The sequence below is a fragment of the Pseudomonas sp. BNK-45 genome (assembly GCF_047456255.1).
In the GTDB taxonomy this organism is placed as follows: Bacteria; Pseudomonadota; Gammaproteobacteria; order Pseudomonadales; family Pseudomonadaceae; genus Aquipseudomonas.
In genome coordinates this window covers 565,310-588,547 of sequence record NZ_CP179909.1, presented here as the reverse complement: position 1 = coordinate 588,547, position 23,238 = coordinate 565,310, and the positions used below count along the sequence as shown (strand labels likewise).

Sequence of the window (23,238 nt, the reverse complement as noted above, 5' to 3'; positions counted from 1 at the left end):
GCAAAGACAGGCCGCCACCTTAGCCAGCGGTCCTCGTCAGAACCTCGTCAGTTGGATTACAAGTTTGTAATGGGCAAGCGCGCGCCGGGCGCCTAGCCTGTGCCGATCATTTCCGAGGTGCGCCATGCGTTTGCTGGTAGTTGAAGACGAAGCCAAGACCGCGAATTTCCTTGCCAAGGGCCTGGGAGAGTCCGGATTCGCCGTGGACGTGGCCCTGAACGGCCTGGACGGGCGCTATTTCATCGAGCAGCAGGAATACGACCTGATCATCCTCGACGTGATGCTCCCGGGCCTCAATGGTTGGCAGTTGCTGCAACTGATCCGCCAGCGCGGCGCCACCCCGGTGCTGTTCCTCACCGCCAAGGACGCCATCGAAGACCGGGTGCGCGGCCTGGAACTGGGCGCCGACGACTACCTGCTCAAGCCCTTCGCCTTCGCCGAACTGCTGGCCCGGGTGCGCACCCTGTTGCGCCGTGGGCCGCTGCGCGAGGCCGAGTCCTTCAGCATCGCCGACCTTGAGATCGACGTGCTGCGCCGTCGGGTCAGCCGCGGTGGCCAGCGCATCGCCCTGACCAACAAGGAGTTCGCCCTGCTGCACCTGTTGGCCAGCCGCCAGGGCGAAGTGCTGTCGCGGACCCTGATCGCTTCCCAGGTGTGGAACCTGAATTTCGACAGCGACACCAACATGGTGGAAGTGGCGGTGCGTCGGTTGCGGGCCAAGGTCGACGATCCCTACATGCCCAAGCTGATCCACACCGTGCGTGGCGTCGGCTACCAGCTGGAAGCCCCGGATGAAACGCTCTAGCTCCATCGCCTGGCGGCTGGCCCTGGCCTTTGCCGCGGTCTGCGCCCTGGTGCTCAGCGTGATCGGGGTGTTTCTCTACCGCTCCCTGGCCGGGGAAATCGCCTACCGCGACGACCTCGCCCTGCTCGGGCGCCTGGAGCAGGTGCGGGCCCTGCTCCAGGACAGCGACAGCCTGGACGCCCTGCAAGCCCGGCCCCGGCTGTACCAGAACATGCTGGGCAACCAGGACAGCCTGCTGCTGGTGCTGCGGGCCGATGGCTCGACGGTGATCGGCATCAACCCCCGGCAACAGCGCTTGCCCGAGCTGCTGCCGATCGCCCAGGAGCGGCGCCCGCAACGCGGCGACATCCGGCTCTGGCCGGGCAGCGACCACGTCCCGGTGGCGCTGCTGGCGGGGCAGGCCAGCGGCCCCAAGGGCGAGGCCCTGACGGTGATTGCCGGAAAGATCCTCAGCGAGCGCGAGCAGATGCTCGCCAGCTATCGCCTGCGCCTGTACCTGGCGGTAGGCCTGGGGGCCTTGCTGGCCTTCGCCCTGGGCCTGCTGCTGTTGCGCCGGGGCTTGCAGCCCCTGCGCCAGCTCAGCGAGTCGGTGCGCGAGATCGATCTGCGCAGCCTCGACCGACGCCTGCAGACCACCGGCATCCCGGCCGAATTCCACGAGCCGGTGCAAGCCTTGAACGCCATGCTGGCGCGCCTGGAAGAGAGCTTTCAGCGCTTGTCGCAGTTCTCCGCCGACCTGGCCCATGAAATCCGCACGCCGTTGCACAACCTCCTGGGCAGCAACGGCCTGGCCCTGAACCAGCCGCGCAGCGCCGCGGAGTACCAGGAAGTGCTGGCCTCCAACATGGAGGAGTTCGAGCGCCTGGGACGCATGGCCGAGAACCTGCTGTTCCTGGCCCGGGCCGAACAGGCCGATGCGGCGCTGGACCGCCAGCTGCTGTCACTCTCGGGCGTCGGCGCGCAGTTGTGCGACTACTTCGAGGCCCTGGCCGATGACCGGCAGATCCGTCTGGAAAACGGCTTTTTCGGTGAGCTGCAGGCCGACCAGCAACTGCTGCAACGGGCCCTGGGCAACCTCCTGGCCAACGCCGTGCGCCACGCCGACGCGGGTTCGCTGATCCGCCTGCGGCGCCGCGACGAAGCGGGCTGGTGCTGGCTGCAGGTGCACAACCAGGGCCCGGCGATTGCCCCTGAACACCTGCCCCGATTGTTCGACCGCTTCTACCGGGTCGACCCCTCTCGCGCCGAACCGGGGGACTCCGGCGGCCTGGGGCTGGCCATCGTGCGCTCGATCATGCTGCTGCATGGCGGTCAGGTGCAGGTGGCGAGCGATGACCGAGGCACGGTATTCGAACTGGGCTTCCCCCTCCTGTAGCCGCTGCCGAGCCTGCGAGGCTGCGACAAGGCCGCCAGGCCTTCAGCGGTCTGCAGTATTTGCGCCCGCGTTGCGCTCGTTCGCAGCTTCGCAGGCTCAGCAGCGGCTACAAGGCTGCAGGGGCTCAGCGCAAACCGTCGCGAAACTGCCCCGGGGTCATCCCGGTCCAGCGCTTGAAGGCCCGGCTGAAGCTGCTGGCATCGGCAAAACCCAGCAGGTAGCTGATCTCGCTCAGGGAACATTCCAGGTCCCGCAGGTGCAGCAGGGCGAGGTTCTCCCGGCATTCGTTGAGCAGGGTGTCGAAGCGCGTGCCTTCATCCGCCAGGTGCCGTTGCAGGCTGCGCAGACTCAGGTGCAGGGCCTGGGCCACCCGTTCCGCGGAGGGCTCGCCTTCCGGCAATTGGGCTTCGATCACCCCGCGCACCTTGCGCTCCCAGGTCAGGGGCCGCAGTTGCAGCAGGGTGCGCTTGAGCACCGCTTCGTTGTGTTCGGCCAGTTCCGGGTTGGCGTCGTCCAGGTGGCTGTCGAAATCGTGCAGGCCGAATTCCAGGCAATCGTCGGCCGCGGCAAAGTGCACCGGGCAGCGGAACACCTTGTGCCACTGGCTCGGGTCCGCCGGGGCCGGGCGCCGCAAATGCACGGCCAGCGGCGCGTAGTCGCGGCCCAGGCGGTTGCGGCAGGTGCGCACGTAGATCGCGGCAAAGGCGTCGATCGCCTCGATGGCCGGCCGCGGCGCGCCTTCGGGCACCTTGAGGAAGAAGCGGTAGCGGTCCGGCTCCCGGGTCAGGGCCAGTTCCAGGGCGTCGCTGACCACCTGGTGATACCGCACGATTCGCTCGAACACTTCCCGCAGGCTGCCGCTGGCCACCAGGGCGTAGCCCAGGGCATGGAAGGTGGTGGGGCTGACAAAGCGCGACACCCGCAGGCCAATGGCCGGATCGCCGCTGGCCTGTACCGCCAGATGCCACAGGCGGGTGGTGGCCGACAGCGGGTAGCGGGCGTTGGGGTCGTCCATCCATTGCGGGTCGAGGCCGGCCTCGCGGCACAGCGCGTCGCTGTCGAGGTCGAGGGCGTCCAGTTGCTTGCGCAAGGCGCGGGTCCAGCTGGCGAGGGAGGTGGCTTCGGTCATGCGATTGGCGCGTCCGGTCAACAGGTTGGCGTTTACGGCTAGCGCCCGGAGCCGGGGCTCGGGGCAGGATGCACACATCACTGACCAGAGGATGGAATCATGCAGGGTATTTCTGCAAGCCCCGAGCGGATGAACGCACAACAGCGAGCGGCGCACATTCGCCAGGTGGTCCTGGCCCGGGGCGATGAACTGCGCCGGCGCTTCCCCTTGCTGCGGCACCAGGACGCCCTGGGCGCGGGGATCCTGATAGTCGCCCTGTCCGGGATGCTGGGGTCAGCGGCGCTCTATGTCGGTGGCTACCTGGCCTGGTGGGCGTGCCTGCTGCTCAACGCGTTCTTCGCGTCCCTGACCCACGAGCTGGAACACGACCTGATCCACAGCATGTACTTTCGCAAGCAGCGCCTGCCCCACAACCTGATGCTGGCGCTGGTCTGGCTGGCGCGGCCGAGCACCATCAACCCCTGGGTGCGGCGTCATCTGCACCTCAATCACCACAAGGTGTCCGGCAGCGAGAGCGATATCGAAGAGCGCGCCATCACCAACGGCGAACCCTGGGGCATCGCCCGCCTGCTGATGGTCGGGGACAACATGATGGCGGCCTTCATCCGCCTGCTGCGGGCACCGGGGGCCAGGCGCAAGCTGCGCATCCTCGGCCGCACCCTGGCCGTCTACGCGCCCCTGGCCTTGCTGCACTGGGGCGCCTGGTACCTGTTCCTCGGTTTTCATGGGGCCAATGGCATCGCCGCGTGGCTCGGCAGCCCGATCCAGTGGTCACCGGACACCCTGGCGCTGATGCACGGCATCGATATCGCCGTGGTGGTGATCATCGGCCCCAACGTGCTGCGCACCTTCTGCCTGCACTTCGTCAGCTCCAACATGCACTACTACGGCGATATCGAACCGGGCAACGTGATCCAGCAGACCCAGGTGCTCAACCCCTGGTGGATGTGGCCGCTGCAGGCCTTCTGCTGCAACTTCGGCAGCACCCACGGCATCCACCATTTCGTGGTCAAGGAACCCTTCTACATCCGCCAGTTGACGGCGCCGGTGGCGCATAAAGTGATGGCCGAGATGGGCGTGCGCTTCAACGATTTCGGCACCTTTGCCCGGGCCAACCGCTTTCATCCCGTGGAGCAGGTGGCGACGCAACCTGCGCGTAACGCCCGGGCTTGAGGGGGCGGACTGTCTTTCTGGCTAAATATCCAAGGACCGATGACGTTAAGCCAAGGTCACGCGGCGCCGGGAAACGCCCGGAATCCGCGAAGGGGCAACGACAGGGAGACAGTATGAACAGTGCGGTAAGGCGATTGATCGCCGTTGCCTTGATGAGTGTGGGCGGTCTGTCGCTGGCCGACCCGGTGGCGCAGGGCCGCGACGAGGCGCTGGCGCTGAGTATCTTGAAGCATCTGGAAGTGAACGGTTTTCGCAATTCCTTAAGGCCGCGGCACTATCCGGACGGCACCACGCTGGGCCAGACGCCCTATCGGATCTACGAGAAGGCCGCAGGCGCCGAGGGCACCTACAACGCGACGGACGAAGAACAAAGCTGGGTCTACAGCGTCAGGGTGATGGAGCAGGGGAAGCAGGGCATTGCCATCTGTTTTGTCGACCAGAACCTGCACGGTAGCTACCTGGCCGCTTCGCCGTTGCGGGTCGAGAAAAACCGGGCGGGGCATTACGTCGTGGTCAAGGAACTGCCAACAACCCCGGCTTGCCGCATCACCCGAGGCTGAGGCCAGCGCCATGGCGCAGCCCGGTGTATTCACCGAGGATCGATACCGGGTTCTGTGGCACGCCGCCCGTTGAGCAGCGAGGCGGCGGTCTTGCCACCTTATCCCCACTGTCATGCCGGACTTGCCGACAACCCAAACGCACCGCGTAGGAGCCGGCTTGCCGGCGAAAGGGCCCTGGAGACTGGTGTTGTTCTGGAGGACGCTTTCGCTGGCGAGCCAGCTCCTACACAGGCCCGCTCTTGCACGGTCCGGTTCATAGCCAGCGCCTGCAAGCTCAATCCGGCTGGAACGGCGATTCGCTGAGGATCACCCCGGTTTCATCCACGTAGCGCTGCCATTCCTCCAGCAGGGTGCGCAGTTTGTCCGGTTGGCTCTGGGCCAGGTCGTGAATCTCCCCCGGATCCTGGCTCAGGTCGTACAGCTGCCAGGTCGCCGGGCCCACGGGGCCGGGGATGTACACCGCTTTCCACTGGCCCTGGCGGATCGCCCGGCGACCGAACAGCTCCCAGCCGGTCACCGTGTGCTGGTCATGCACCTGGGCGGTTTCGCCGGAGAGAAAGCCCAGCCAGGACTTGCCCCGCAGCGGCGCCACGTCTCGCCCGCGCCAGCGCTTGCCGGGGTGGCGCACGCCGGCCAGGTCGAGCAGGGTCGGGGTGATGTCCATCACCGTGCCGAAGCCGTGGCTGATCTGCCCCTTGAGCGGCAGTTGCGGGTAATGCAGCAGCGCCGGCACGCGAATCCCGCCCTGGGTGGTGAAGGCCTTGAACAGCCGCGACGGCGCCGTGGCCGCCTGGGCCCAGGCCGGGCCGTACCAGACGTAGGAGTTGGCCCGGCCGATGTTCTCCAGGCGGTTGTCGTAGTGCTGGTTGAGGTAGGTCAAAAGCTCCGGCCCGAACTTGGGAAAGGCCTCCAGCAGCGCGCCCTCGGCGCCGTTGTCGGACATGAACAGGATCAGGGTGTTGTCCAGCTGGCCCTGCTGGCGCAGGTAATCCACCACCCGGCCGATGTTCCAGTCCATGCGCTCGACCATCGCCGCGTACACCTCCATGGCCCGCGCCGAAACCTGCCGCTGTTCATCGCTCAGGGCATCCCACTCGGCGTTCAGGTTGATCAGCGGATGGGGCTCTATCGCGGCATCGATCAGGCCCAGGGCCTTGAGTTTTTCCAGGCGCTCGCGGCGCAGCACCTCGGGGCCGGCGTCATAGCGGCCGCGGTACTTGGCGACGATTTCCTCGGGGGCCTGCAGCGGCCAGTGGGGCGCCGAGAACGGCAGGTAGGCGAAGAACGGCCGGCTCTGGTCGCGCTCCTTCAGGTACTGCAAAAGCTTGTCGCCGAAGGCGTCGGAGGAATAGAAATCCGCCGGCAGCTCATCGATGAAGCGGTCGTCCTCGATGTACAGCGCCGGGGTGGATTTGAGCAGCCCGGGGGTGCGTTCGTCGTAGGTCGGCTCGAAGCCGTAGTGGTTGGCCGCCCCCGGCAGCAGCGAGAACGAACGCTCGAAGCCCCGGGCATGGGGCGCGCGCTCGGCGGTCAGCCCCAGGTGCCACTTGCCGCTCATCAGGGTCTGGTAGCCGGCTTCGCGCAGCAGCTCTGGCAGGGCCACCACGCGGTCGTTGAGGTAACCCTCGTAGCCCGGCTTGCCGATCAGCTCGGGGGTCAGGGCCTCGGCCATTGTGCCGATCCCGGCAATGTGGTGGTCGGTGCCGGTGAGCAGCATGGAGCGGGTCGGCGAGCAGGTCGGGGCGGTGTGGAAATCGGTCAGGCGCAGGCCGTTGAAGGCCAGGGCGTCGAGGTTCGGCGTGGCGATCTCGCCACCGAAGGCGCCGAGGTCGGAGAAGCCCAGGTCGTCGGCCAGGATCACCAGAAAGTTGGGGCGTTGCGGCATCGCGGCACTCCTGTTCAGCAAGCAATGAAGGTCAAGGGCAGGTCGCGGATCTGCACCGGCTGCGGCGCCTGGTAGTGATCATCGCTGGTCAGTTCGTGGAGCAGTTCTTCGCGCAGTTGGTGGAAGTCGAAAGCACTGCGCTGGCGCGGGTGTGGCAGGGCCACCTCGACCACGCGCTTGATGCGGCCCGGGCGCGGCTCCATCACCACCACCCGGTCGGCGAGGAAGATCGCTTCCTCGACATCGTGGGTCACCAGCACCGTGGTGATCCTGGCCCGCTCGCGGATCGCCAGCAGCTCGTCCTGCATCTGCTGGCGGGTCAGGGCGTCGAGGGCGCCGAAGGGCTCGTCCAGCAGCAGGATGCGCGGGCTGGCCACCAGCCCGCGAGCGATGGCCACCCGCTGCGCCATGCCGCCGGACAGTTGGTGGGGATAGGCCCGGGTAAAGTCCTTGAGCCTCACCAGCTCGATGAAGTCGTCGATCCGCCGCTGGCGCTCGGCGGCGCTCAAGGGTTCGTTGACCAGGCCCAGGCCGATGTTCTCGGCCACCGTCAGCCAGGGAAACAGGCGGTGCTCCTGAAACACGATGCCGCGTTCGCTGCCGATGCCGCTGACCCGCTGGCCGTCGACCCGGATCTCGCCGCGAAACTCGGTGTCCAGGCCGATCAGCAAGCGCAGCAGGGTGGACTTGCCGCAGCCGCTGGAACCGACGATGGCGACGAACTCGCCCTCGGCGATGTCCAGGTTGAATTCGCGGATCGCCTCCACCTCGCCACCGGCGACGGCGAAGGTCTTGCCCACGTGATTGAAACTGACCAGGGGTGCGTTCATGCGTGTCTCCAGCGGGTGGCGCGGGTTTCGAGTTGTTGGCCCAGGCGATTGAGCAGGGCCCCGGTCAGGCCCACCAGGAGCATGCCGGCCATGATCAGGTCCATGCGCAGCAGCTGCTGGGCGCTGATCATCTGACTGCCGATGCCGCCGTTGGACGGCATGAAGTATTCCGCGCCGATGGTGCCCATCCAGGCGTAGATCAGGCTGATGCGCAGGCCGGCGAAGATGCCCGGCGCCGCCCCGGGCAGCACCAGCCGGCGCAGCCGTTGCCAGAGGTTCAGGCGCAGCACCTGGGCGGCTTCCGCCAGTTGCGGCGAGAGCTGGGCGACGCTGCGCTGGGTGGCGATGAACAACGGGAAGAACGCGGCCAGGGCGACGAACACCCATTTGGCCAGTTCCCCCAGGCCGAACCAGGCGGTGAGCAGCGGCACCCAGGCGAAAATGGCGATCTGGCGGATGGCGGCCAGGGTCGGTCCCAACAGCCGTTCAGCGAGGCGCGACAGCCCCAGCAGCAAGCCCAGGACCAGGCCCAGCCCGCCGCCCAGGGCCAGGCCGCCCAGGGCGCGTCCCAGGCTCAGCCCCATGCCCCCGAGCAAGCTGCCGTCCCGCAGGCCGTCGACGGTGGTGCCCAGCACCACCAGCGGGCTCACCAGAATATTGGCGTCCACCCATTGTCTTGCGCTCGCCACTTGCCACAGGCCCAGCAAGGCCAGGGGCAGCAGCCAGGGTTGCAGGCGCTGCCAGCCCTGATAGCGCGGACCGCGGCGCAGGGCGGCGGTGGCCGGGTGCGGCCAGTGCACCAGGGTGCGATCCAGCCAGCCGATGCCGCGGTCCATGCACACCCCCAGCACGCCGATCACCAGGATGCAGACGAAGACGATGTCCAGCATGAACAGCTGGCGCGCCCAGACCATCAGGTAGCCGATGCCTTCGCTGGAGGCCAGCAGTTCCACCGCCAGCAGCGAGGTCCAGCCGGTGGCCAGGGCCAGGCGCACCCCGGCCATGAAGGCCGGCAGCGCGGCGGGCAGCACCAGGCGGCGCACCAGCAGCGCCGGAGGCAGGCGCAGCACCGCGGCGGCTTCCCGCAGCCGGGGCTGGGCGTCGCGCACGCCCACCAGGGTGTGCAGGGTCACCGGCACCACCACGGCCTTGACCAGTACCACCAGCTTGAGCACTTCGCCAATGCCGAAAAACACCATGAACAAGGGAATCCAGGCCAGGGTCGGAATTTGCGCCAGGGCGCCGAAGGAGGGGTACACCAGACGCTCCAGGCGCCGACTGAAACCCAGGGCGCCCCCCAGCAGGGCGCCGGCGGCGATGCCCGCCAGCAAGCCCCAGAACAGCCGTTGCAGGCTGATCGCCAGATGGCTCCACAGCTCGCCGCGGCCCAGCTCCAGGGCGCTGCTCCAGACCAGCGCCGGGGCCGGCAGGATCTGTTCGCTCATCCACAGGTTGCGGCTGGCCAGCCACCACAGGACGAACAGGCTCAGGGGCAGCAGCCAGGGCAGCAGGCGCTGATGGATTGCGGGCCAGCCCGGGCGTCCGGTGGACGGTGCCGCCAGGGGCAGGCTGAGCAGGGAAACACGGGCCATGGATGACCTCCGTCGTCGGGTTCTGCATGGCATGGGTCGACGCTGTAGGAGCAGGCTTGCCAGCGCATCGGCGCTTGCCGGCGATGCGGGGCTGGCGGGCCTGTTCGCCGGCAAGCCGGCGCCTACGTGATATGCGTTTGTGGTCTATTAAAATTCTTATCGATTCTATTAAGAGATAAGAGAAGCCATTTAAGGCTGGTTGGCCGACACGCATCCAATGCATTTGAAGAATATTTTTCATGCATTTCATGCATGTCCCCGGAGGCGCCCGTGGCTGCTGGGTTATTCAATATGGTTATTAAAATGTGAATTTATAGTATTTAAAGGTTGATCGATTCCGTGCCTACCTTCTGCTCCTCACAGCCTTTGCCATCAGGAGCCGCACCCATGAACCTTCCCTTCAAACGCGTCATCAGCCTGTTCGCCGCGCCGGCCCTGGCGGGGCTCCTGGGTTGCCTGCCGCTGCTGGCCCAGGCCGCCGAACTCAAGGAAATCCGCATCGCCGTGCCCGACCTCAGCGCCGGCACCCAGCACAGTGGCGGCGGGGTGGTGGACGTGCTGCGTCAGCAACAGATCTTCGAAAAGGCCTTTGCCGACCAGGGCATCCAGATCCAGTGGAATTTCTTCAAGGGCGCCGGGCCGGTGATCAACGAAGCCTTCGCCAACGGCCAGGTGGACCTGGCCTATCTCGGCGACCTGGCGGCCATCATCGGCAAGTCCAACGGCCTGGATACGCGTTTGCTCAGCGCCTCGGCCCGTGGGGTCAAGCATTACCTGGGGGTGGTGCCGGGCTCGGGGATCAAGACCCTGGAAGACCTCAAGGGCAAGCGCGTGGCGGTGTTCCGGGGCACCGCCACCCAGCTGTCGTTCGACGCGGCCCTGGCCAGCCGGGGCCTGAGCGAGAAGGACCTGAAAGTGGTCAACCTCGACTTCAACGCGGCGGTGGCGGCCCTGGCGGCCAAGCAGATCGACGCCTCCTGGGGCAGCACCGGGCTCTCGGCCCTGCGCAGCAAGGGCCTGGCCGAACTGCCCCTGAGCACCAAGGACCTGGGCGGCGCCGGCAGCGTGCAGAGCGTGCTGGTGGGCGCCGGCAAGTTTGTCGACGAGCACCCCGAGGCCGTGGAAAAACTGCTCAAGGCCCAGCAGCAGGCCGTAGAGTGGCTGACCCAGGACAGCAACAAGGACGCCTACATCCAACTGGTGTCGGGCCTGGCCAGCTACCCGCCGGTGATCCTGCAGGAAGACCTCAAGGACCAGCGCCTGAGTGAAATCTTCCCTTCGACCCTGGACCCGGTGTTCCTCGGCAAACTGCAGGACTCGGTGGACCTGGCGGCCAAGGAACGCTTGATCCGCAAGCCGTTCAAGGTAGACGCCTGGGTCGCCCCGCAACTCGCCGCCGCCGGCCTGTAACCTCCTCCCTGTAGCCGCTGCCGCAGGCTGCGCCCGGCACCGTAGGGGCCGCTGGGGCCGGCAACGCGGTTTATCTGGAGGAACCGGGTGCTTCTTGCGCCGACTGCGTCGTCGTTCGCAGCCTGCGGCAGCGGCTACAAGGCTGGGTTCGGCACCGTGGGGGGCGCTGGGCCGGCAACGCGGTTTATCTGGAGGAACCGGGTGCCTCTTGCGCCGACTGCGTCGTCGTTCGCAGCCTGCGGCAGCGGCTACAAGGCTGCGTTCGGCATCGTGGGGGGGCGCTGGGCCGGCGACGTGGTTTATCTGGAGGAACCGGGTGCCTCTTGCGCCGACTGCGTCGTCGTTCGCAGCCTGCGGCAGCGGCTACAAGGGTGCGTTCGGCATCGTGGGGGGCGCTGGGCCGGCGACGCGGTTTATCTGGAGAAACCGGGTGCCTCTTGCGCCGACTGCGTCGTCGTTCGCAGCCTGCGGCAGCGGCTACAGGGTTAGACGGCGATGCCGTGGCTTTGCTGGTCGACCGCCACCAGCACTTCGATCAACTTGCGCGCCGCCGGCGACAGGCGAAAACCGCTGCGGCTGACGATGCCGCAGCGGGCGTTCAGGCTGTCGATGTTCTGCGGCAGGTTGCGCCAGTGCAGCAGCACCAACGACCCCTGCTCGATGTCTTCGGCAAAGGCCTCGGCGGTGCCCACGCCAATGGCATTGGACTGGCGGACGATCTTCACCAGCGCTGGAAAGTGTTCAGTCTCGATGGTCGGTGAAAAGTCGATGCGTCCGCTGAGGTTGGCCAAAAGCTTGCGAATCCCCGGAGGGATCAGGGTGGTGGCCAGGGGGTAGTCGAACATGTCGTTGGTGGACAGGCTTTCCTTGGCCAACAGCGGGTGCCCGGGGCGGCAGAAGAACACCCCGCGCTTGGGCGTCAGCGCCTGGGTCTGGTAGTTCGGATCGGCTTCGAAATGGCGGATGTCGGCGATGAAGAACTCGATCTCTTCGCGGTTCAGGCTGCGGCTGAGTTTCTCCCAGTTATCCACGGCAAAGCAGGTGCGCACCTTGGGGTGGGCGCTGCTGAACTGCGCCACCGCGTCGGGCACCAGCTTCACCGCCGGCGCCGGGCCGCAGCCGAAGCGCACCTCACCGGCGTCGAGCTTGGTCATCTGGGTCACTTCGCTGCTGAGCAAGGCCGCGCCCTGCACCAGGCTCAAGGCGTGCTGCAGCACCACCTGGCCTTCCGGGGTGGGGCGCAGGTCCTTGTTGCCTCGGTCCACCAGCACGCAGCCGAACTCCTGTTCCAGGCCCTGGATACTGCGGCTGAAAGCCGGCTGGGTGATGCCCATGGCGTCGGCGGCGCGGACAAAACTGCGGTGTTCATTGAGGGCGATGAAGTAACGCAATTGGCGAAGATCCATATGCTTTCCCGGCATCCGAAAAATAGCTCGAAGGCATTTGCGACGAGTGAGGCTGAGGTTTTAAATGCAAGCTCTTATTCCGTCAACGAAGCATGTAGTTATCTATTAGATCTAAATTGAATATAGATAGAGCGTTGTTTCGCGGCGGTTCCAACCGTAAGCAGTCGATGAGGGTGTACCTGATGAGCAATGCCGCCTTAGCCGTTAAACCCGCTGTTGATGCCCTTGAGATCCACCCGGTGGCCGGTCGCATCGGCGCCGAGATCCGTGGCGTGCAACTGTCCGGCGACCTTGATGCCGCCACCGTGGACGCCATCCAGCAGGCGCTGGTGCAGTACAAGGTGATCTTCTTCCGTGGCCAGACCCACCTCGACGACCAGAGCCAGGAAGCCTTCTCCCACCTGTTGGGCGAGCCGGTGGCCCACCCCACCGTGCCGGTGCGCGACGGCACCCGTTACCTGCTGGAGCTGGACGGCGCCGAGGGCCAGCGGGCCAACTCCTGGCACACCGACGTGACCTTCGTCGACGCTTACCCGAAAGCCTCGATCCTGCGCTCGGTGGTGGCCCCGGCCGCAGGCGGCGACACGGTGTGGGCCAACACTGCCACCGCCTACAACGAACTCCCGGCGGAACTGCGAGAGCTGGCGGACAAACTCTGGGCGGTGCACAGCAACGAATACGACTACGCCGGGGCCAAGCCCGACGTCTCGGCGGAGAAGCTGGAGCGCTACCGCAAAATCTTCACCTCCACCGTATTCGAGACGGAACACCCGATCGTCCGCGTGCACCCCGAAAGCGGCGAAAAGAGCCTGGTGCTGGGGCACTTCGTCAAGCGCATCAAGGGCTATTCCCAAGCCGATTCGGCGCACCTGTTCAACCTGCTGCAAAGCCACGTGACCCGCCTGGAAAACACCGTGCGCTGGCGCTGGAGCGCCGGTGACGTGGCGATCTGGGACAACCGCTCGACCCAGCATTACGCCGTGGACGACTACGGCACCCAGGACCGCATCGTGCGCCGCGTGACCCTCAAGGGCGACGTCCCGGTGGGCGTCCACGGCCAGCGCAGCCAGACCATCAAAGGCCTCTGACCCGCCCCCTCAAGCCCCTACGGGCATTTACCCGATGCACCTGCCCACTGTAGGAGCTGGCTTGCCAGCGAAGGCGCCCCCGAGAGCACTGCAAGGCTCAAGGGCCTCTTCGCCGGCAAGCCGGCTCCTACGAGAATTCACGCGATGGACTTGCCCGCTGTAGGAGCTGGCTTGCCAGCGAAGGCGCCCCTGAGAGCGCTGCAAGGCTCAAGGGCCTCTTCGCCGGCAAGCCGGCTCCTACGAGAATTCACGCGATGCACCTGCCCACTGTAGGAGCTGGCTTGCCAGCGAAAGCGCCCCCGAGAGCGCTGCAATACTTGAGGGCCTCTTCGCCAGCAAGCCGGCTCCTACGAGAATTCACGCGATGCACCTGCCCACTGTAGGAGCTGGCTTGCCAGCGAAGGCGCCTCTGAGAGCGCTGCAATACTTGAGGGCCTCTTCGCCGGCAAGCCGGCTCCTACGAGAATTCACGCGATGGACGTGCCCGCTGTAGGAGCTGGCTTGCCAGCGAAGGCGTCCCTGAGAGCGCTGCAATACTTGAGGGCCTCTTCGCCGGCAAGCCGGCTCCTACGGGATGGAAGGTTGTCGGGGGTTACCACACGCCGATCTGCACCAGCTTTTCGCTTTCCGGTTCGCCGTAGCGAAAACGCTGGCCACGCAGATCGATCTCTTCATGGCTGATGGTGGTGCGGCGTTTCAGGCCGCGCAGCCATTCCAGCAAGTACCCCAGGTGTTCTTCACGCACCGCGGCGTAGGCCGGGTCGGCCCCCAGGTCATGCAATTCCTGGGGATCGTTGTGCAGGTCGAACAGCTGCGGGCGGAAGCCGTCATAGGCCAGGTACTTCCAGCGTTCGCTGCGCACCATGGTCATGCGGCAACGGTCGATGGGCTGGCCCAGGCGCTCCCGGGCCGGGGCCTGGAAGGCGTAGTCGTATTCGCTGATGGCGTAGCGGCGCCAGTCCGGTGTCGCGCCGTGCAGCAGCGGGATCAGCGAGCGGCCTTCCAGGCGGTGTTCGGCCCCCGGCAGGCCCAGGGCGTCGAGGAAGGTTGGCAGGGCGTCGATGGTTTCCACCAGGCGCTCATCCACGCTGCCACGGCGGCTGTCCGCCGCCGCCCGCGGGTCGCGGACAATCAGCGGCACGCCCACCGCCGGCTCCAGCAGGAACTCCTTTTCCCCCAGGTAGTGGTCGCCGAGGAAGTCGCCGTGGTCGCTGGTGAAGACGATCAGGGTGTCGTCCCAGCGGCCGTTGCTTTGCAGGACATCCAACAGCCGGCCGAGCTGGTCGTCCACCTGTTTGATCAGGCCCATGTAAGTGGGCACCACGTTCAGGCGCACTTCGTCCCGGGAAAAGTTCAGGCTCTCTTCATGCTGGCGGAAGGCGGCGTAGACCGGGTGATCGCTGAGCTGCCCGGGCGCGGCGCGCACCGCCGGGATGACCTGCCCGGGGCCATACAGGGCGTGGTACGGGGCCGGCGCGATGTAGGGCCAGTGCGGCTTGATGTAGGACAGGTGCAGGCACCAGGGCTGCTCGCCCTGTTCGCCGATGAAGTCGATGGCGCGGTCGGTGGTGTAGACGGTTTCCGAATGGGCTTCGGCGACCCGGGCCGGCAGGTGGGCGTTGCGCATTTTCCAGCCGCTGAGGATCTGCCCCTGTTCGCCGGCCCCGGCGTTGGCCCAGTCGTGCCAGGGGTTGAGCCCGTCGTAGCCGAGGTTGCGCAGGTAATGGGTGTAGGGCGCGGCATCGCGCTTGTCGTCGAAGATCGGGTCGTCGGGGTAGATGCCGTCGTGGCGCAAGTAGGGCTCGAAGCCGACCTCGTTGAGCGCCTCGGCCTGGGGGCTGTCGGGGTCGATGGCCAGGCGCTGCAAGGCGTCGAGGTTGGGCGTGGCGTGGGTCTTGCCCACCAGCGCGGTGCGGATGCCGTGGGGCCGCAGGTAGTCGCCCAGGGTCAACTCTTCCAGGGGCAGGGGCACGGCGTTCCAGGCCACCTGATGGCTGCTGACATAGCGCCCGGTGTAGGCCGACATGCGCGACGGGCCGCAGATGGTGCCCTGGGTGTAGGCGCGGCTGAAGCGCACCCCGGCGGCGGCCAGGCGATCGATGTTCGGGGTGTGCAGGTGTGGGTGGCCGTAGCACGAGAGGTAATCCCGGCGCAGCTGGTCGCACATGATGTAGAGCACGTTGCGCACGGGGGAAGGGGTATTGGACATGGGGTTCACCGAGGGGAAGACAGGCGCGTTTTTTCGCCTCCGGCGGGGCCTCCCGGCAAGCGCATTTGCCGAATAGTTTCGATGCAGGGCGTGCATCGCTCAGGTCCTTGTAGCCGCTGCCGCAGGCTGCGATCGGCCGCGCAGCGGCCGCCGGGGATTTGCCGTGGATGGCCGGGGCGAGGACTGCGTCCTCGTTCGCAGCCTCGGCAGCGGCTACGGGTGCAAGTGCAGGGGGCGAGTGTCGGGGCAGGACGCCAGTCAGGGGCTCAGACGGCGAGGTTGTCGAGGGACGGCAGCGCTTCGTCCTGTTCGTCGATGGCCTTGATCTCTTCGATCATCGCCGCCGCCAGGGGCGAGAGGCGGTAGCCGGCGCGGCTGACGATGCCGTAGCGGGTGTAGAGCTCTTCCAGGTCGTCGGCCAGGCCGTCGATCTTCAGGCACACCAGTTCGCCCTTGGCGTTGTGCAACGCGTCGCTGTAGGAGCCGACGATGCCGATGGCGTCCGAGCGCAGCACCACCCCCAGCAGGCTGTAGCTATTTTCGCATTCCACATTGGGCGTGAAGTCCGGCTTGCCGCAGAGGTCGACGATGACCTTGCGCAGGTTCGGCGGGCGGATGGTCACCGCCAGCGGGTAGCTCATCAGTTCGCTGGCGCTGACGCTGTCGCGCTGGGCCAACGGATGCCCGGCGCGGCAGCAGAAATGCCATTTGCGCGGGCGCAGGCGCTGGGTCAGGTAATCCGGGTCGGCCTCGAAGTGGCGGGTGTCGGCCACGAAGAATTCGAACTCTTCGCTGAGCAGGCGCTTGCTGAGGCTTTGCCAGTCATCCACCTGGAACTGCACCCGGGCCTTGGGGTAGCGCCCGATAAAGCTGCCGATGGCCCGGGGGATCAAGCCCGAGGCCGGCGCCGGGCCACAGCCGAAGCGCAACTCTCCCGCCTCCAGGCCATTGAACTGGCTGATCTCGTTGGCCATCTGCTGGGCCCCACTGACCAGCCGGCGCGCATGTTCCAGCAGTAACTGGCCCTGCTTGGTCGGGGCCAGGTCCTTGCGCCCGCGATCCACCAACTGGCAGCCGACGCTGTGTTCCAGGGCCTGGATGCTGCGGCTGAAGGCCGATTGCGAAAGGTTCACCGCCGCCGCAGCCGCGACAAAGCTGCGCTGTTCGGCGAGGGCGATGAAGTGACGGAGCTGGCGCAGGTCGATATGCATTTTTCACATAAAAAATATCGGGGAAATGCATTGGCTATGCATTAGGTCGACTCCTTATAAAGGCAATCTCTTATGCAGTAAATCTTTGTAAAAACATAAATAAATAACTTTAAGGAATATACGAGGCTGTATATTTTCTGACCAGGAGCCGCCCATGAGCCCGTTGTCCCTCGCTTCACCCCTCTCGCCCCGGCGGCTCAAGCGCCTGCCCCTGGCGCTGTTGCTGGCCGGCAGCGCGAGCTGGACGCCGACCTGGGCCGAAGACGCCCCGGCGCCTGATGCCGCGCCGGCCAAGAGCAGCGCCAGCAAGGCCAAGGCCGATGACGGCCAGTTGCAGACGGTGACCGTGACCGCCCGGCGCCGCGAGGAAAGCTCGCAGAACGTGCCCACGCCCATGAGCGTGGTGGGCGGCCAGGCCCTGGAGAGCCAGCGGGTGTACCGCATTCAGGATCTGCAGCAGCTGGTGCCCAGCGTCAACGTCGCCTACATGCATGCGCGCCAGTCCAGCGTGTCGATCCGCGGCCTGGGCAACAACCCGGCCAGCGATGGCCTGGAAGGCAGCGTTGGGCTGTACATCGACAACGTCTACCTGGGAAGGCCGGGGATGGCGGTGTTCGACCTGATGGACATCGAGCAGCTGGAAGTGCTGCGCGGTCCCCAGGGCACCCTGTTCGGCAAGAACACCTCCGCCGGGGTGATCAACATCAGCACCCGGGCGCCGAGCTTCACCCCGGAACGCAGCATCGAAACTTCCCTCGGTGAGGACGGCTACTTCCAGACCAAGGGCACGATATCCGGGCCGCTGACCGATGAGCTGGCCGGGCGTTTTTCCGCCTATCGCACCCGCAGCGACGGCGACATCAAGAACGAATTCGACGGCCATGACCTCAATGGCGGATCGCGCCAGGGCTTTCGCGGGCAACTGCTGTACAAGCCCAACGACAGCTTCAACCTGCGCTGGATCGGCGACTACAACGAAGAGGATTCCAGCGCCGGCACCCGGGTGCTGTACAGCACCGGGCCGACCATCAACGGCACCAACGTCTACGAGTCCCGCGCGGCGGCGGCCGGGGCGACCCTGGTCAACGGTTCGCACCGCAAGGTCAACCTGGACAACGACCAGCATGTCACGGTGTTCCAGGGCGGCACGTCCCTGGAGGCCAACTGGACCCTGCCCAGCGACTTCACCCTGACCTCGGTCAGTTCCTACCGCTGGTGGAACTTCACCCCGCGCAACGACGACGGCCTCAACGTGCCGGCCAGCTACAACGCCGGGGTGTCGGTGGAAGACAAACAGTGGTCCCAGGAATTCCGCCTGGCCTCGCCCACTGGCGGCTTCTTCGACTACGTGCTGGGCGCCTACTACTTCGGCTCCGACCTGGACAACAAATCCTTCGCCTATTACGGGCCCAAGGCGGACATCTGGAACGGCACGCCGGCCGGGGCCCTGAGCAACGTCACCAGCATCGGCAACGGGCATATCCAGACCAACAGTTTCGCCCTGTTCGCCCAGGGCACCTGGCACCTGACCGAGCGCCTGGATTTCACCGCCGGGCTGCGCGGCACCTACGAGGAAAAAAGCGCCTGGGTCAGCCGCAACGCGCCGCTGGGTGGCGCCGCGGTGGCCGGTGCCGCCGCCAACGCCCGTCGCGGTCGCGCCGGAGCCTATGATTCGGGCGACCTCAACCAGTACAGCACCAGCCCTTCGGGCCTGCTCAACCTCAGCTACCGCTTCACCGATGACCTGCTGGGCTACGCCACCCTGTCCCACGGCGAGAAGTCCGGCGGGGTCAACCTGGCGGTGGGCTCGGCGCCGACCGCCGGGGCCGACTCGCTGCTGATCGGCACCGAGCGCGCCAACAACGCCGAGCTGGGGTTCAAGAGCACCCTGTGGGACCGCCGCCTGCAACTCAACGCCAACCTGTTCTGGACCCAGGTCAACGGCTACCAGACCAACGCCTACGACAATGCCAACCGCGTGCAGTACCTGACCAACGCCGGGTCGGTGCGCTCGCGCGGGGTGGAAGTGGAAAGCACCCTGGTGCCGATCCGCGGCCTGACCCTGAACCTCAACGGTTCCTACAACGACGTGCGCTACCTGTCCTACAAGGATGCGCCGTGCCCGCCGGAAGTCAGCCTGCGCCCGGGAGCACCGGCCTCCTGCGACCTCAGCGGCCACCAGGTGGTGGGCGCCTCGAAATGGATCGGCAACGCCAACGGCGAATACAAGTGGAACCTGGACAACGGCCTGGAAGAGTACGTCACCGCCAGCTACGCCTTCCGCTCCAAGGCCGTGGGCACCGTGGAAGATTCCGCTTACGGGCAGATCCCCAGCTACGCCGTGGTCAACCTGTCCACCGGCCTGCGCGGCAACTACGAACAGGGCCAGTGGGACGTCTCGCTGTGGCTGAAGAACGCCTTCGACAAGACCTACTACACCACCCTCTGGACTGCCGGCAACGGCGGTTACGAAGGCCTGCTGGGCACCCCGCGAACCCTGGGCGTGACCGGACGTTACGACTTCTGAAACCCGGCTTCACGTATCTCGCGCCGGGTCTGCCGGCGCCCTTCGACCTGAACAGGAGTGCTCGTCATGCTGCGTGTCAAAAGCGTTTTGCCCTGGCTGATTGCCGCCAACCTGCTGGCTTCGGCGGTGCAGGCCGCCCCCAGCGTCTACCCCACCGGAGTGACCCGCTACGATCCGGCCAGGGCCTATAACCAGTACGTGATCTTCAGCGGCGCCGACAAACAGACGCACCTGATCGACATGAACGGCAACGAGGTGAAGCACTGGCCGCAAGCCGGTTTCCCCTCGGCGATCATCGACCCGCAACTGGTGAACGGCGAGCGCGGCCGGGTGCTGTTGCAGCTCAAGGACAAGGAGCCCGGGCCCCTGGGTTCGGCGGGCAATGGCCTGGGCAACCAGAGCGTCGGCGAGCTGGACTGGAACGGCAAGGTGCTCTGGCAATGGGGCGACCAGGCCCCGGGCGGCGCCGCCCAGCAGCACCACGACCAGCGCCGCCTGGGCAACGGCAACACCCTGGTGCTGGCCAACAAGGTGCACAAGGTGGCGGGGTTCAAGGTGCCCCAGGTGATCGACGATGCGATCTATGAGGTCAGCCCCGACGGCCAGGTCAAATGGCAGTGGCTGGCCTCCGAGCACCTCAGGGAGTTCGGCTTTACCCCGGCGCAGTTGAAGCTGGTGTACGGCAGCGACAACCCGGACTACCTGCACATCAACAACCTCAGCGTGGTGGGCCCCAACCAGTGGTTCGACGGCGGCGATAAACGCTTCGCCCCGGACAACCTGCTGATCGATTCACGCAACGCCAACTTCATCGCCATCCTCGACAAGCACAGCGGCAAGGTGGTCTGGCGCCTGGGGCCGAACCTGTTGCCGATCAACCCCAAGACCGCGGCCAAGGTGCCGCGCCCGGTGGACCAGTTCGTCGGCCAGCATGACGCCCACATCATTCCCGCCGGCTTGCCGGGCGCCGGGCACCTGCTGGTGTTCGACAACCAGGGCACGGCCGGCTACCCCTCGGTGCCTTTGGGGCTGATTGCCGGTTCCCGGGTGCTGGAGATCGACCCGATCAAGAACGAGATCGTCTGGCAGTACAGCGCCGCCAGTTCCCGGCAGCCGGGCTGGGCCTTCTACAGCTCGTTCATCAGCAGCGCGCGGCGTTTGCCCAACGGCAACACGCTGATCGATGAGGGCATGAACGGGCGCTTCTTCCAGGTCACCGCCGGCGGCGAGATCGTCTGGGAATACGTCAGCCCCTACCTGGGCAAGGCCCCGGGCGGCGAGGCCATCAGCAACTGGGTGTACCGCGCCTTGCCGGTGAGCTACGACTGGGTGCCCCAGGGCACACCGCGTTCGGAAACCGCGGTGAGCGTGCCGGAGTCGGGGTTGAAGCAGGCCAGTGCCAGCGCGGGGATCTGAGCTTGTGAGGCCGTGCCGTGGCCCGGCTTGGGTCGGACTGGCGCCCTAGCGGGAGCAAGCTCCCTCGCCACCAATGAGGCGCGGGAGCCGCTCTGGGGAGGACCTCAGAAGTAGAAGAACAGGCCGGTGTCCCGTTCCAGGGCCAGTCGATTCAGGGCGATGAGCCTGTGGATAAGTTCATCCTCCGCCGTCGCGGTCCGGGTGAGGATCGACAGCGCCGTGGCCAGGGCGGCCTGGCCCTGGATCGAGGCGTCTTCGTAGTCATCGATCAGGCTGCCCAGGGCGCGGTTCAAACGCGGTAGCAGGTCGCTGCGGGACAGTAGCGCCCACTGCTCCGGGGACAGCGCCAGTTCCTCCAGGTCGCCCGGCAGGCACTGGTCCAGATCCAGGCGCTGCATGGCGGCCTTGCTGGTGGGCACCACTATCCATTTTTGCGGTGCGCTCATGGCTGCCACAGTTCGACAAAGGCCTTGAAGTCGGCGGCCACCGGGTAGCGGCTGGCACTGTCGGGATCGAAGATTTCCACCGCCACGCCCGGGCTGTTGAAGTCCAGGCAGATCAGCAGGCCACCGGCATCCCGGGCAATCGGCACGCAGCCTGCGGGCAGTCCCGGCACGCGGCCCGGACTGGCATACCAGAGCAGGCTCCAGGGTTGGTTGCTCAGGCCGAACTCGAAGAACTCGCTGATGCAGGTGTAGTCGTTGCCATAGGGGAAGGTGCCGATCCCCGGGGTGGCGGCCGCGGCGTATTGCACCAGCTCCAGGTACAGCGACGGAAACTCAAGGCCGAGGCGTTGCTGCACCTGGGCGATCAGCTGTTCGTTCACCGCCGATCCGGGTTCGATTTCCCAGGCAGTCCAGTCCAGGGGCATGTTCGATCTGCGCCTTGTCGTTGAGGGGGTTGCGCCCGCGCGAGGGGGGATCGGGCGGGCGGCGAGGGGCGATTGTAAGCGTGTCGCTTGGTGCGCGGTAGGCGCTTAGTTGCAGCTGTGGCCTTCGGGCAGGGTGACCGTGTATTTGCGCTGCACGCGGTTACGGAAGTCCAGGTTGTCCAGGCTTTCCTGCACCAGGAAATCCTCGACCTTGGCGTCCTGGCAATCCTCGTTGTAGGACGAGGCCCGCAGCAGGAACACCGTGCGCCGGCTCTGCTCGTCCTTGGCCTTGATATTGAAGGTCGACAGGGTGGTGTAGCCGGTGCGCTCCGAGGAGCCGATGGCACGGTAGGACATCGTTGGGGTGCTGGTGCACACGGTCTGTTGGTTCTTGCCGGGCATGCACGTGGTTTTAGTGCTGCTGGGCACCTGGCCGTAGTCGGTGGCGGTGTAGCGGTAGCTGGTCTTTTTACTGCCCACGTCCAGGGCAATGTTCATGCGAAACGGCGGGTGGTTTTTCGGCAACGACGACTCGGTGTACACCTGGGTGAAACCCATGCCGTGCAGGGCGGCGACCATGTCGCGCAGGTAGTAGCTGGCCTTGAGGCCCTGGGCGTCCTTGGCGCTGTTGACGGTCACCAGCACTGGAGCCTTGGGGTCGAAGTAATAGTCTTGGGCCGGGGTGGCGTCGATGGCCACTTCGAGTTTGTTGGCGCAGCCGGTCAAAAGCAGGACGAACAGAAACAGCGGGCAGAGCAGGTAGCGAGTCATGAATAAGCCAATGTGCAACGTGAGGAATGGATAAGGCTTTAACGATCGAGACTCGGTTCGAACAAACGCGGGGGGTTACGCAGGCTCGCTGGCCTGATACTCCAGCAGGTCGCCGGGTTGGCAGTCGAGTGCAGCGCAGAGTTTGTCCAGGGTCTCGATTTTCATCCCCTTGACCTTGCCATTTTTCAGCAACGACAGATTCGCCTCGGTAATGCCCAGGATGGCGGCCAACTCTTTGGAGCGAATCTTGTTTTTAGCCATGACAACGTCAAGCCGAACGATAATGGTCATCTCATTGTTCTATATGTAGTGACTGTGCTCATCACTGAGGACTTTGGCGTCGCGCATGATAATGGAAAACGAGCAGAGCAAGATTCCTTTGACCACCTCGTAAGCGGCGTAGGACGAGAAGCCCGCGGAGATCTGCAGGATGCGCTGGCCGGGCGGCAGGTCGAGGGACAGGGCCAGGCCTTGCAGGGTTTCCATCATCGGGAAAGTCGCCGGGGCGACGATCCACAACATGCCCACGCGCCAGAGGATGCGGATGTTGCGATCGCTCCAGGTTTCGCCGCGCGACAGGCGCAGGAAGAACACCCCGGTCAGGTACAGGGCGAAGCTCGACAGCAGCAGGGGCAGGAAGTCGAGAATCACCAGCAGGGTGAAGCTTGCCGACGACAGTTTGAAATCGGCTTCCAGCAGGCGGGGCGAGTGGTCGGCGAAGACGCTGAGCAGGGCGCCCAGGACCTGGTCCTTGTTGTAGATCCACATTCCGGCATTGCCACCGACCTCGACGACACCCATGACCCAGGCCAGGATCGCGGCCAGCAGGCCGACCCGTCGCAAGCGGTATTGGGCCGAGCCGTTGATTTGGGAGTGCATGCGTTATTCCTTGCAAAACTTGGGGGTGGCTGATTATTGATAAATAATTATCGAATTACAATAATTTATTTCTCTAGGATTGTTCTCGTCTAGCCGCCTGG

General features: G+C 65.8%; 20 protein-coding genes. 8 read left to right on the top strand and 12 right to left on the bottom strand.

Annotated features, from left to right (window positions below; genetic code table 11):
• The first annotated feature begins 124 nt into the window (after positions 1–124).
• Complete coding sequence (locus ACMGG8_RS02655; RefSeq protein WP_060836973.1) at positions 125–805, top strand: heavy metal response regulator transcription factor; 681 nt, start codon at positions 125–127, stop codon at positions 803–805.
• A complete protein-coding gene (locus ACMGG8_RS02650) occupies positions 792–2,180 on the top strand; it encodes a heavy metal sensor histidine kinase (RefSeq protein ID WP_414159128.1) in 1,389 nt (462 codons plus the stop codon). The genes ACMGG8_RS02655 and ACMGG8_RS02650 overlap by 14 nt, the downstream gene beginning before the upstream one ends.
• A gap of 124 nt (positions 2,181–2,304) precedes the next feature.
• On the opposite strand, the gene ACMGG8_RS02645 is transcribed toward ACMGG8_RS02650, so the two are convergent.
• On the bottom strand, positions 2,305–3,309 hold the full coding sequence (locus ACMGG8_RS02645) for an AraC family transcriptional regulator (protein ID WP_060836975.1): 1,005 nt from the start codon (positions 3,307–3,309) through the stop codon (positions 2,305–2,307).
• A gap of 99 nt (positions 3,310–3,408) precedes the next feature.
• On the opposite strand from ACMGG8_RS02645, the gene ACMGG8_RS02640 reads away from it, so the two are divergent.
• Positions 3,409–4,482, top strand: a complete 1,074-nt coding sequence (locus ACMGG8_RS02640; protein ID WP_414159127.1) for a fatty acid desaturase — start codon at positions 3,409–3,411, stop codon at positions 4,480–4,482.
• 113 nt (positions 4,483–4,595) lie between these two features.
• Entirely contained in the window at positions 4,596–5,042 is a 447-nt protein-coding gene (locus tag ACMGG8_RS02635; protein ID WP_414159126.1) for a hypothetical protein, read from the top strand.
• Positions 5,043–5,316: 274 nt separating this feature from the next.
• Here ACMGG8_RS02635 and ACMGG8_RS02630 read toward each other — a convergent pair whose 3' ends face one another.
• From ACMGG8_RS02630 to ACMGG8_RS02620, 3 genes are read right to left on the bottom strand one after another with little or no spacing between them, the layout of a single operon-like run.
• Positions 5,317–6,927: an arylsulfatase gene (locus ACMGG8_RS02630; RefSeq protein WP_414159125.1), complete on the bottom strand. Its 1,611-nt coding sequence runs from the start codon at positions 6,925–6,927 to the stop codon at positions 5,317–5,319.
• Between the two features lie 14 nt (positions 6,928–6,941).
• On the bottom strand, positions 6,942–7,757 hold the full coding sequence (locus ACMGG8_RS02625) for an ABC transporter ATP-binding protein (protein WP_414159124.1): 816 nt from the start codon (positions 7,755–7,757) through the stop codon (positions 6,942–6,944).
• The gene (locus ACMGG8_RS02620; RefSeq protein WP_414159123.1) at positions 7,754–9,349 is read right to left on the bottom strand and encodes an ABC transporter permease; all 1,596 of its coding nucleotides are present in this window, start codon (positions 9,347–9,349) and stop codon (positions 7,754–7,756) included. The genes ACMGG8_RS02625 and ACMGG8_RS02620 overlap by 4 nt, the downstream gene beginning before the upstream one ends.
• 387 nt (positions 9,350–9,736) lie before the next feature.
• Between ACMGG8_RS02620 and ACMGG8_RS02615 the strand changes: the two genes are divergently transcribed.
• Positions 9,737–10,759, top strand: a complete 1,023-nt coding sequence (locus ACMGG8_RS02615; protein WP_060842141.1) for an ABC transporter substrate-binding protein — start codon at positions 9,737–9,739, stop codon at positions 10,757–10,759.
• Positions 10,760–11,244: 485 nt separating this feature from the next.
• Here ACMGG8_RS02615 and ACMGG8_RS02610 read toward each other — a convergent pair whose 3' ends face one another.
• A complete protein-coding gene (locus ACMGG8_RS02610) occupies positions 11,245–12,165 on the bottom strand; it encodes a LysR family transcriptional regulator (protein WP_060842142.1) in 921 nt (306 codons plus the stop codon).
• A gap of 182 nt (positions 12,166–12,347) precedes the next feature.
• Here ACMGG8_RS02610 and ACMGG8_RS02605 point away from each other — a divergent pair, with 182 nt between their 5' ends.
• Positions 12,348–13,253 carry a TauD/TfdA dioxygenase family protein gene (locus tag ACMGG8_RS02605; protein ID WP_414159122.1) on the top strand — a complete coding sequence of 302 codons (906 nt, stop codon included), beginning with the start codon at positions 12,348–12,350 and terminating at the stop codon, positions 13,251–13,253.
• Between the two features lie 592 nt (positions 13,254–13,845).
• Here the strand turns inward: ACMGG8_RS02605 and ACMGG8_RS02600 are convergent.
• Together ACMGG8_RS02600 and ACMGG8_RS02595 are read right to left on the bottom strand one after the other, a co-directional pair.
• Positions 13,846–15,462 carry an alkaline phosphatase family protein gene (locus ACMGG8_RS02600; RefSeq protein WP_414159121.1) on the bottom strand — a complete coding sequence of 539 codons (1,617 nt, stop codon included), beginning with the start codon at positions 15,460–15,462 and terminating at the stop codon, positions 13,846–13,848.
• 266 nt (positions 15,463–15,728) lie between these two features.
• Positions 15,729–16,673: a LysR family transcriptional regulator gene (locus ACMGG8_RS02595; protein ID WP_060836983.1), complete on the bottom strand. Its 945-nt coding sequence runs from the start codon at positions 16,671–16,673 to the stop codon at positions 15,729–15,731.
• Between the two features lie 154 nt (positions 16,674–16,827).
• Between ACMGG8_RS02595 and ACMGG8_RS02590 the strand changes: the two genes are divergently transcribed.
• Together ACMGG8_RS02590 and ACMGG8_RS02585 are read left to right on the top strand one after the other, a co-directional pair.
• Positions 16,828–19,200: a TonB-dependent receptor gene (locus ACMGG8_RS02590; RefSeq protein WP_414159120.1), complete on the top strand. Its 2,373-nt coding sequence runs from the start codon at positions 16,828–16,830 to the stop codon at positions 19,198–19,200.
• Between the two features lie 66 nt (positions 19,201–19,266).
• Complete coding sequence (locus tag ACMGG8_RS02585; RefSeq protein WP_414159119.1) at positions 19,267–20,616, top strand: aryl-sulfate sulfotransferase; 1,350 nt, start codon at positions 19,267–19,269, stop codon at positions 20,614–20,616.
• 104 nt (positions 20,617–20,720) lie between these two features.
• On the opposite strand, the gene ACMGG8_RS02580 is transcribed toward ACMGG8_RS02585, so the two are convergent.
• The 5 genes from ACMGG8_RS02580 to ACMGG8_RS02560 all read right to left on the bottom strand — a co-directional run bounded on the left by ACMGG8_RS02580 (position 20,721) and on the right by ACMGG8_RS02560 (position 23,137).
• The gene (locus ACMGG8_RS02580; protein ID WP_414159118.1) at positions 20,721–21,062 is read right to left on the bottom strand and encodes a hypothetical protein; all 342 of its coding nucleotides are present in this window, start codon (positions 21,060–21,062) and stop codon (positions 20,721–20,723) included.
• Positions 21,059–21,487, bottom strand: a complete 429-nt coding sequence (locus ACMGG8_RS02575) for an SMI1/KNR4 family protein (protein WP_414159117.1) — start codon at positions 21,485–21,487, stop codon at positions 21,059–21,061. The genes ACMGG8_RS02580 and ACMGG8_RS02575 overlap by 4 nt, the downstream gene beginning before the upstream one ends.
• A 105-nt stretch (positions 21,488–21,592) precedes the next feature.
• Positions 21,593–22,258, bottom strand: coding sequence for a hypothetical protein (locus tag ACMGG8_RS02570; protein ID WP_060836986.1), 666 nt, complete (start codon positions 22,256–22,258; stop codon positions 21,593–21,595).
• A 75-nt stretch (positions 22,259–22,333) separates the two neighbouring features.
• A complete protein-coding gene (locus ACMGG8_RS02565; protein ID WP_016963103.1) occupies positions 22,334–22,549 on the bottom strand; it encodes a helix-turn-helix domain-containing protein in 216 nt (71 codons plus the stop codon).
• Positions 22,550–22,558: 9 nt separating this feature from the next.
• The gene (locus tag ACMGG8_RS02560) at positions 22,559–23,137 is read right to left on the bottom strand and encodes a hypothetical protein (protein ID WP_060836987.1); all 579 of its coding nucleotides are present in this window, start codon (positions 23,135–23,137) and stop codon (positions 22,559–22,561) included.
• Positions 23,138–23,238 lie beyond the last annotated feature (101 nt).

Bases quoted from the DNA above. Each gene is read 5' to 3' on its own strand.
- ACMGG8_RS02655 (WP_060836973.1), top strand. From the start codon at position 125: ATGCGTTTGCTGGTAGTTGAAGACGAAGCCAAGACCGCGAATTTCCTT.
- ACMGG8_RS02650 (WP_414159128.1), top strand. From the start codon at position 792: ATGAAACGCTCTAGCTCCATCGCCTGGCGGCTGGCCCTGGCCTTTGCC.
- ACMGG8_RS02645 (WP_060836975.1), bottom strand. From the start codon at position 3,309: ATGACCGAAGCCACCTCCCTCGCCAGCTGGACCCGCGCCTTGCGCAAG.
- ACMGG8_RS02640 (WP_414159127.1), top strand. From the start codon at position 3,409: ATGCAGGGTATTTCTGCAAGCCCCGAGCGGATGAACGCACAACAGCGA.
- ACMGG8_RS02635 (WP_414159126.1), top strand. From the start codon at position 4,596: ATGAACAGTGCGGTAAGGCGATTGATCGCCGTTGCCTTGATGAGTGTG.
- ACMGG8_RS02630 (WP_414159125.1), bottom strand. From the start codon at position 6,927: ATGCCGCAACGCCCCAACTTTCTGGTGATCCTGGCCGACGACCTGGGC.
- ACMGG8_RS02625 (WP_414159124.1), bottom strand. From the start codon at position 7,757: ATGAACGCACCCCTGGTCAGTTTCAATCACGTGGGCAAGACCTTCGCC.
- ACMGG8_RS02620 (WP_414159123.1), bottom strand. From the start codon at position 9,349: ATGGCCCGTGTTTCCCTGCTCAGCCTGCCCCTGGCGGCACCGTCCACC.
- ACMGG8_RS02615 (WP_060842141.1), top strand. From the start codon at position 9,737: ATGAACCTTCCCTTCAAACGCGTCATCAGCCTGTTCGCCGCGCCGGCC.
- ACMGG8_RS02610 (WP_060842142.1), bottom strand. From the start codon at position 12,165: ATGGATCTTCGCCAATTGCGTTACTTCATCGCCCTCAATGAACACCGC.
- ACMGG8_RS02605 (WP_414159122.1), top strand. From the start codon at position 12,348: ATGAGCAATGCCGCCTTAGCCGTTAAACCCGCTGTTGATGCCCTTGAG.
- ACMGG8_RS02600 (WP_414159121.1), bottom strand. From the start codon at position 15,462: ATGTCCAATACCCCTTCCCCCGTGCGCAACGTGCTCTACATCATGTGC.
- ACMGG8_RS02595 (WP_060836983.1), bottom strand. From the start codon at position 16,673: ATGCATATCGACCTGCGCCAGCTCCGTCACTTCATCGCCCTCGCCGAA.
- ACMGG8_RS02590 (WP_414159120.1), top strand. From the start codon at position 16,828: ATGAGCCCGTTGTCCCTCGCTTCACCCCTCTCGCCCCGGCGGCTCAAG.
- ACMGG8_RS02585 (WP_414159119.1), top strand. From the start codon at position 19,267: ATGCTGCGTGTCAAAAGCGTTTTGCCCTGGCTGATTGCCGCCAACCTG.
- ACMGG8_RS02580 (WP_414159118.1), bottom strand. From the start codon at position 21,062: ATGAGCGCACCGCAAAAATGGATAGTGGTGCCCACCAGCAAGGCCGCC.
- ACMGG8_RS02575 (WP_414159117.1), bottom strand. From the start codon at position 21,487: ATGCCCCTGGACTGGACTGCCTGGGAAATCGAACCCGGATCGGCGGTG.
- ACMGG8_RS02570 (WP_060836986.1), bottom strand. From the start codon at position 22,258: ATGACTCGCTACCTGCTCTGCCCGCTGTTTCTGTTCGTCCTGCTTTTG.
- ACMGG8_RS02565 (WP_016963103.1), bottom strand. From the start codon at position 22,549: ATGACCATTATCGTTCGGCTTGACGTTGTCATGGCTAAAAACAAGATT.
- ACMGG8_RS02560 (WP_060836987.1), bottom strand. From the start codon at position 23,137: ATGCACTCCCAAATCAACGGCTCGGCCCAATACCGCTTGCGACGGGTC.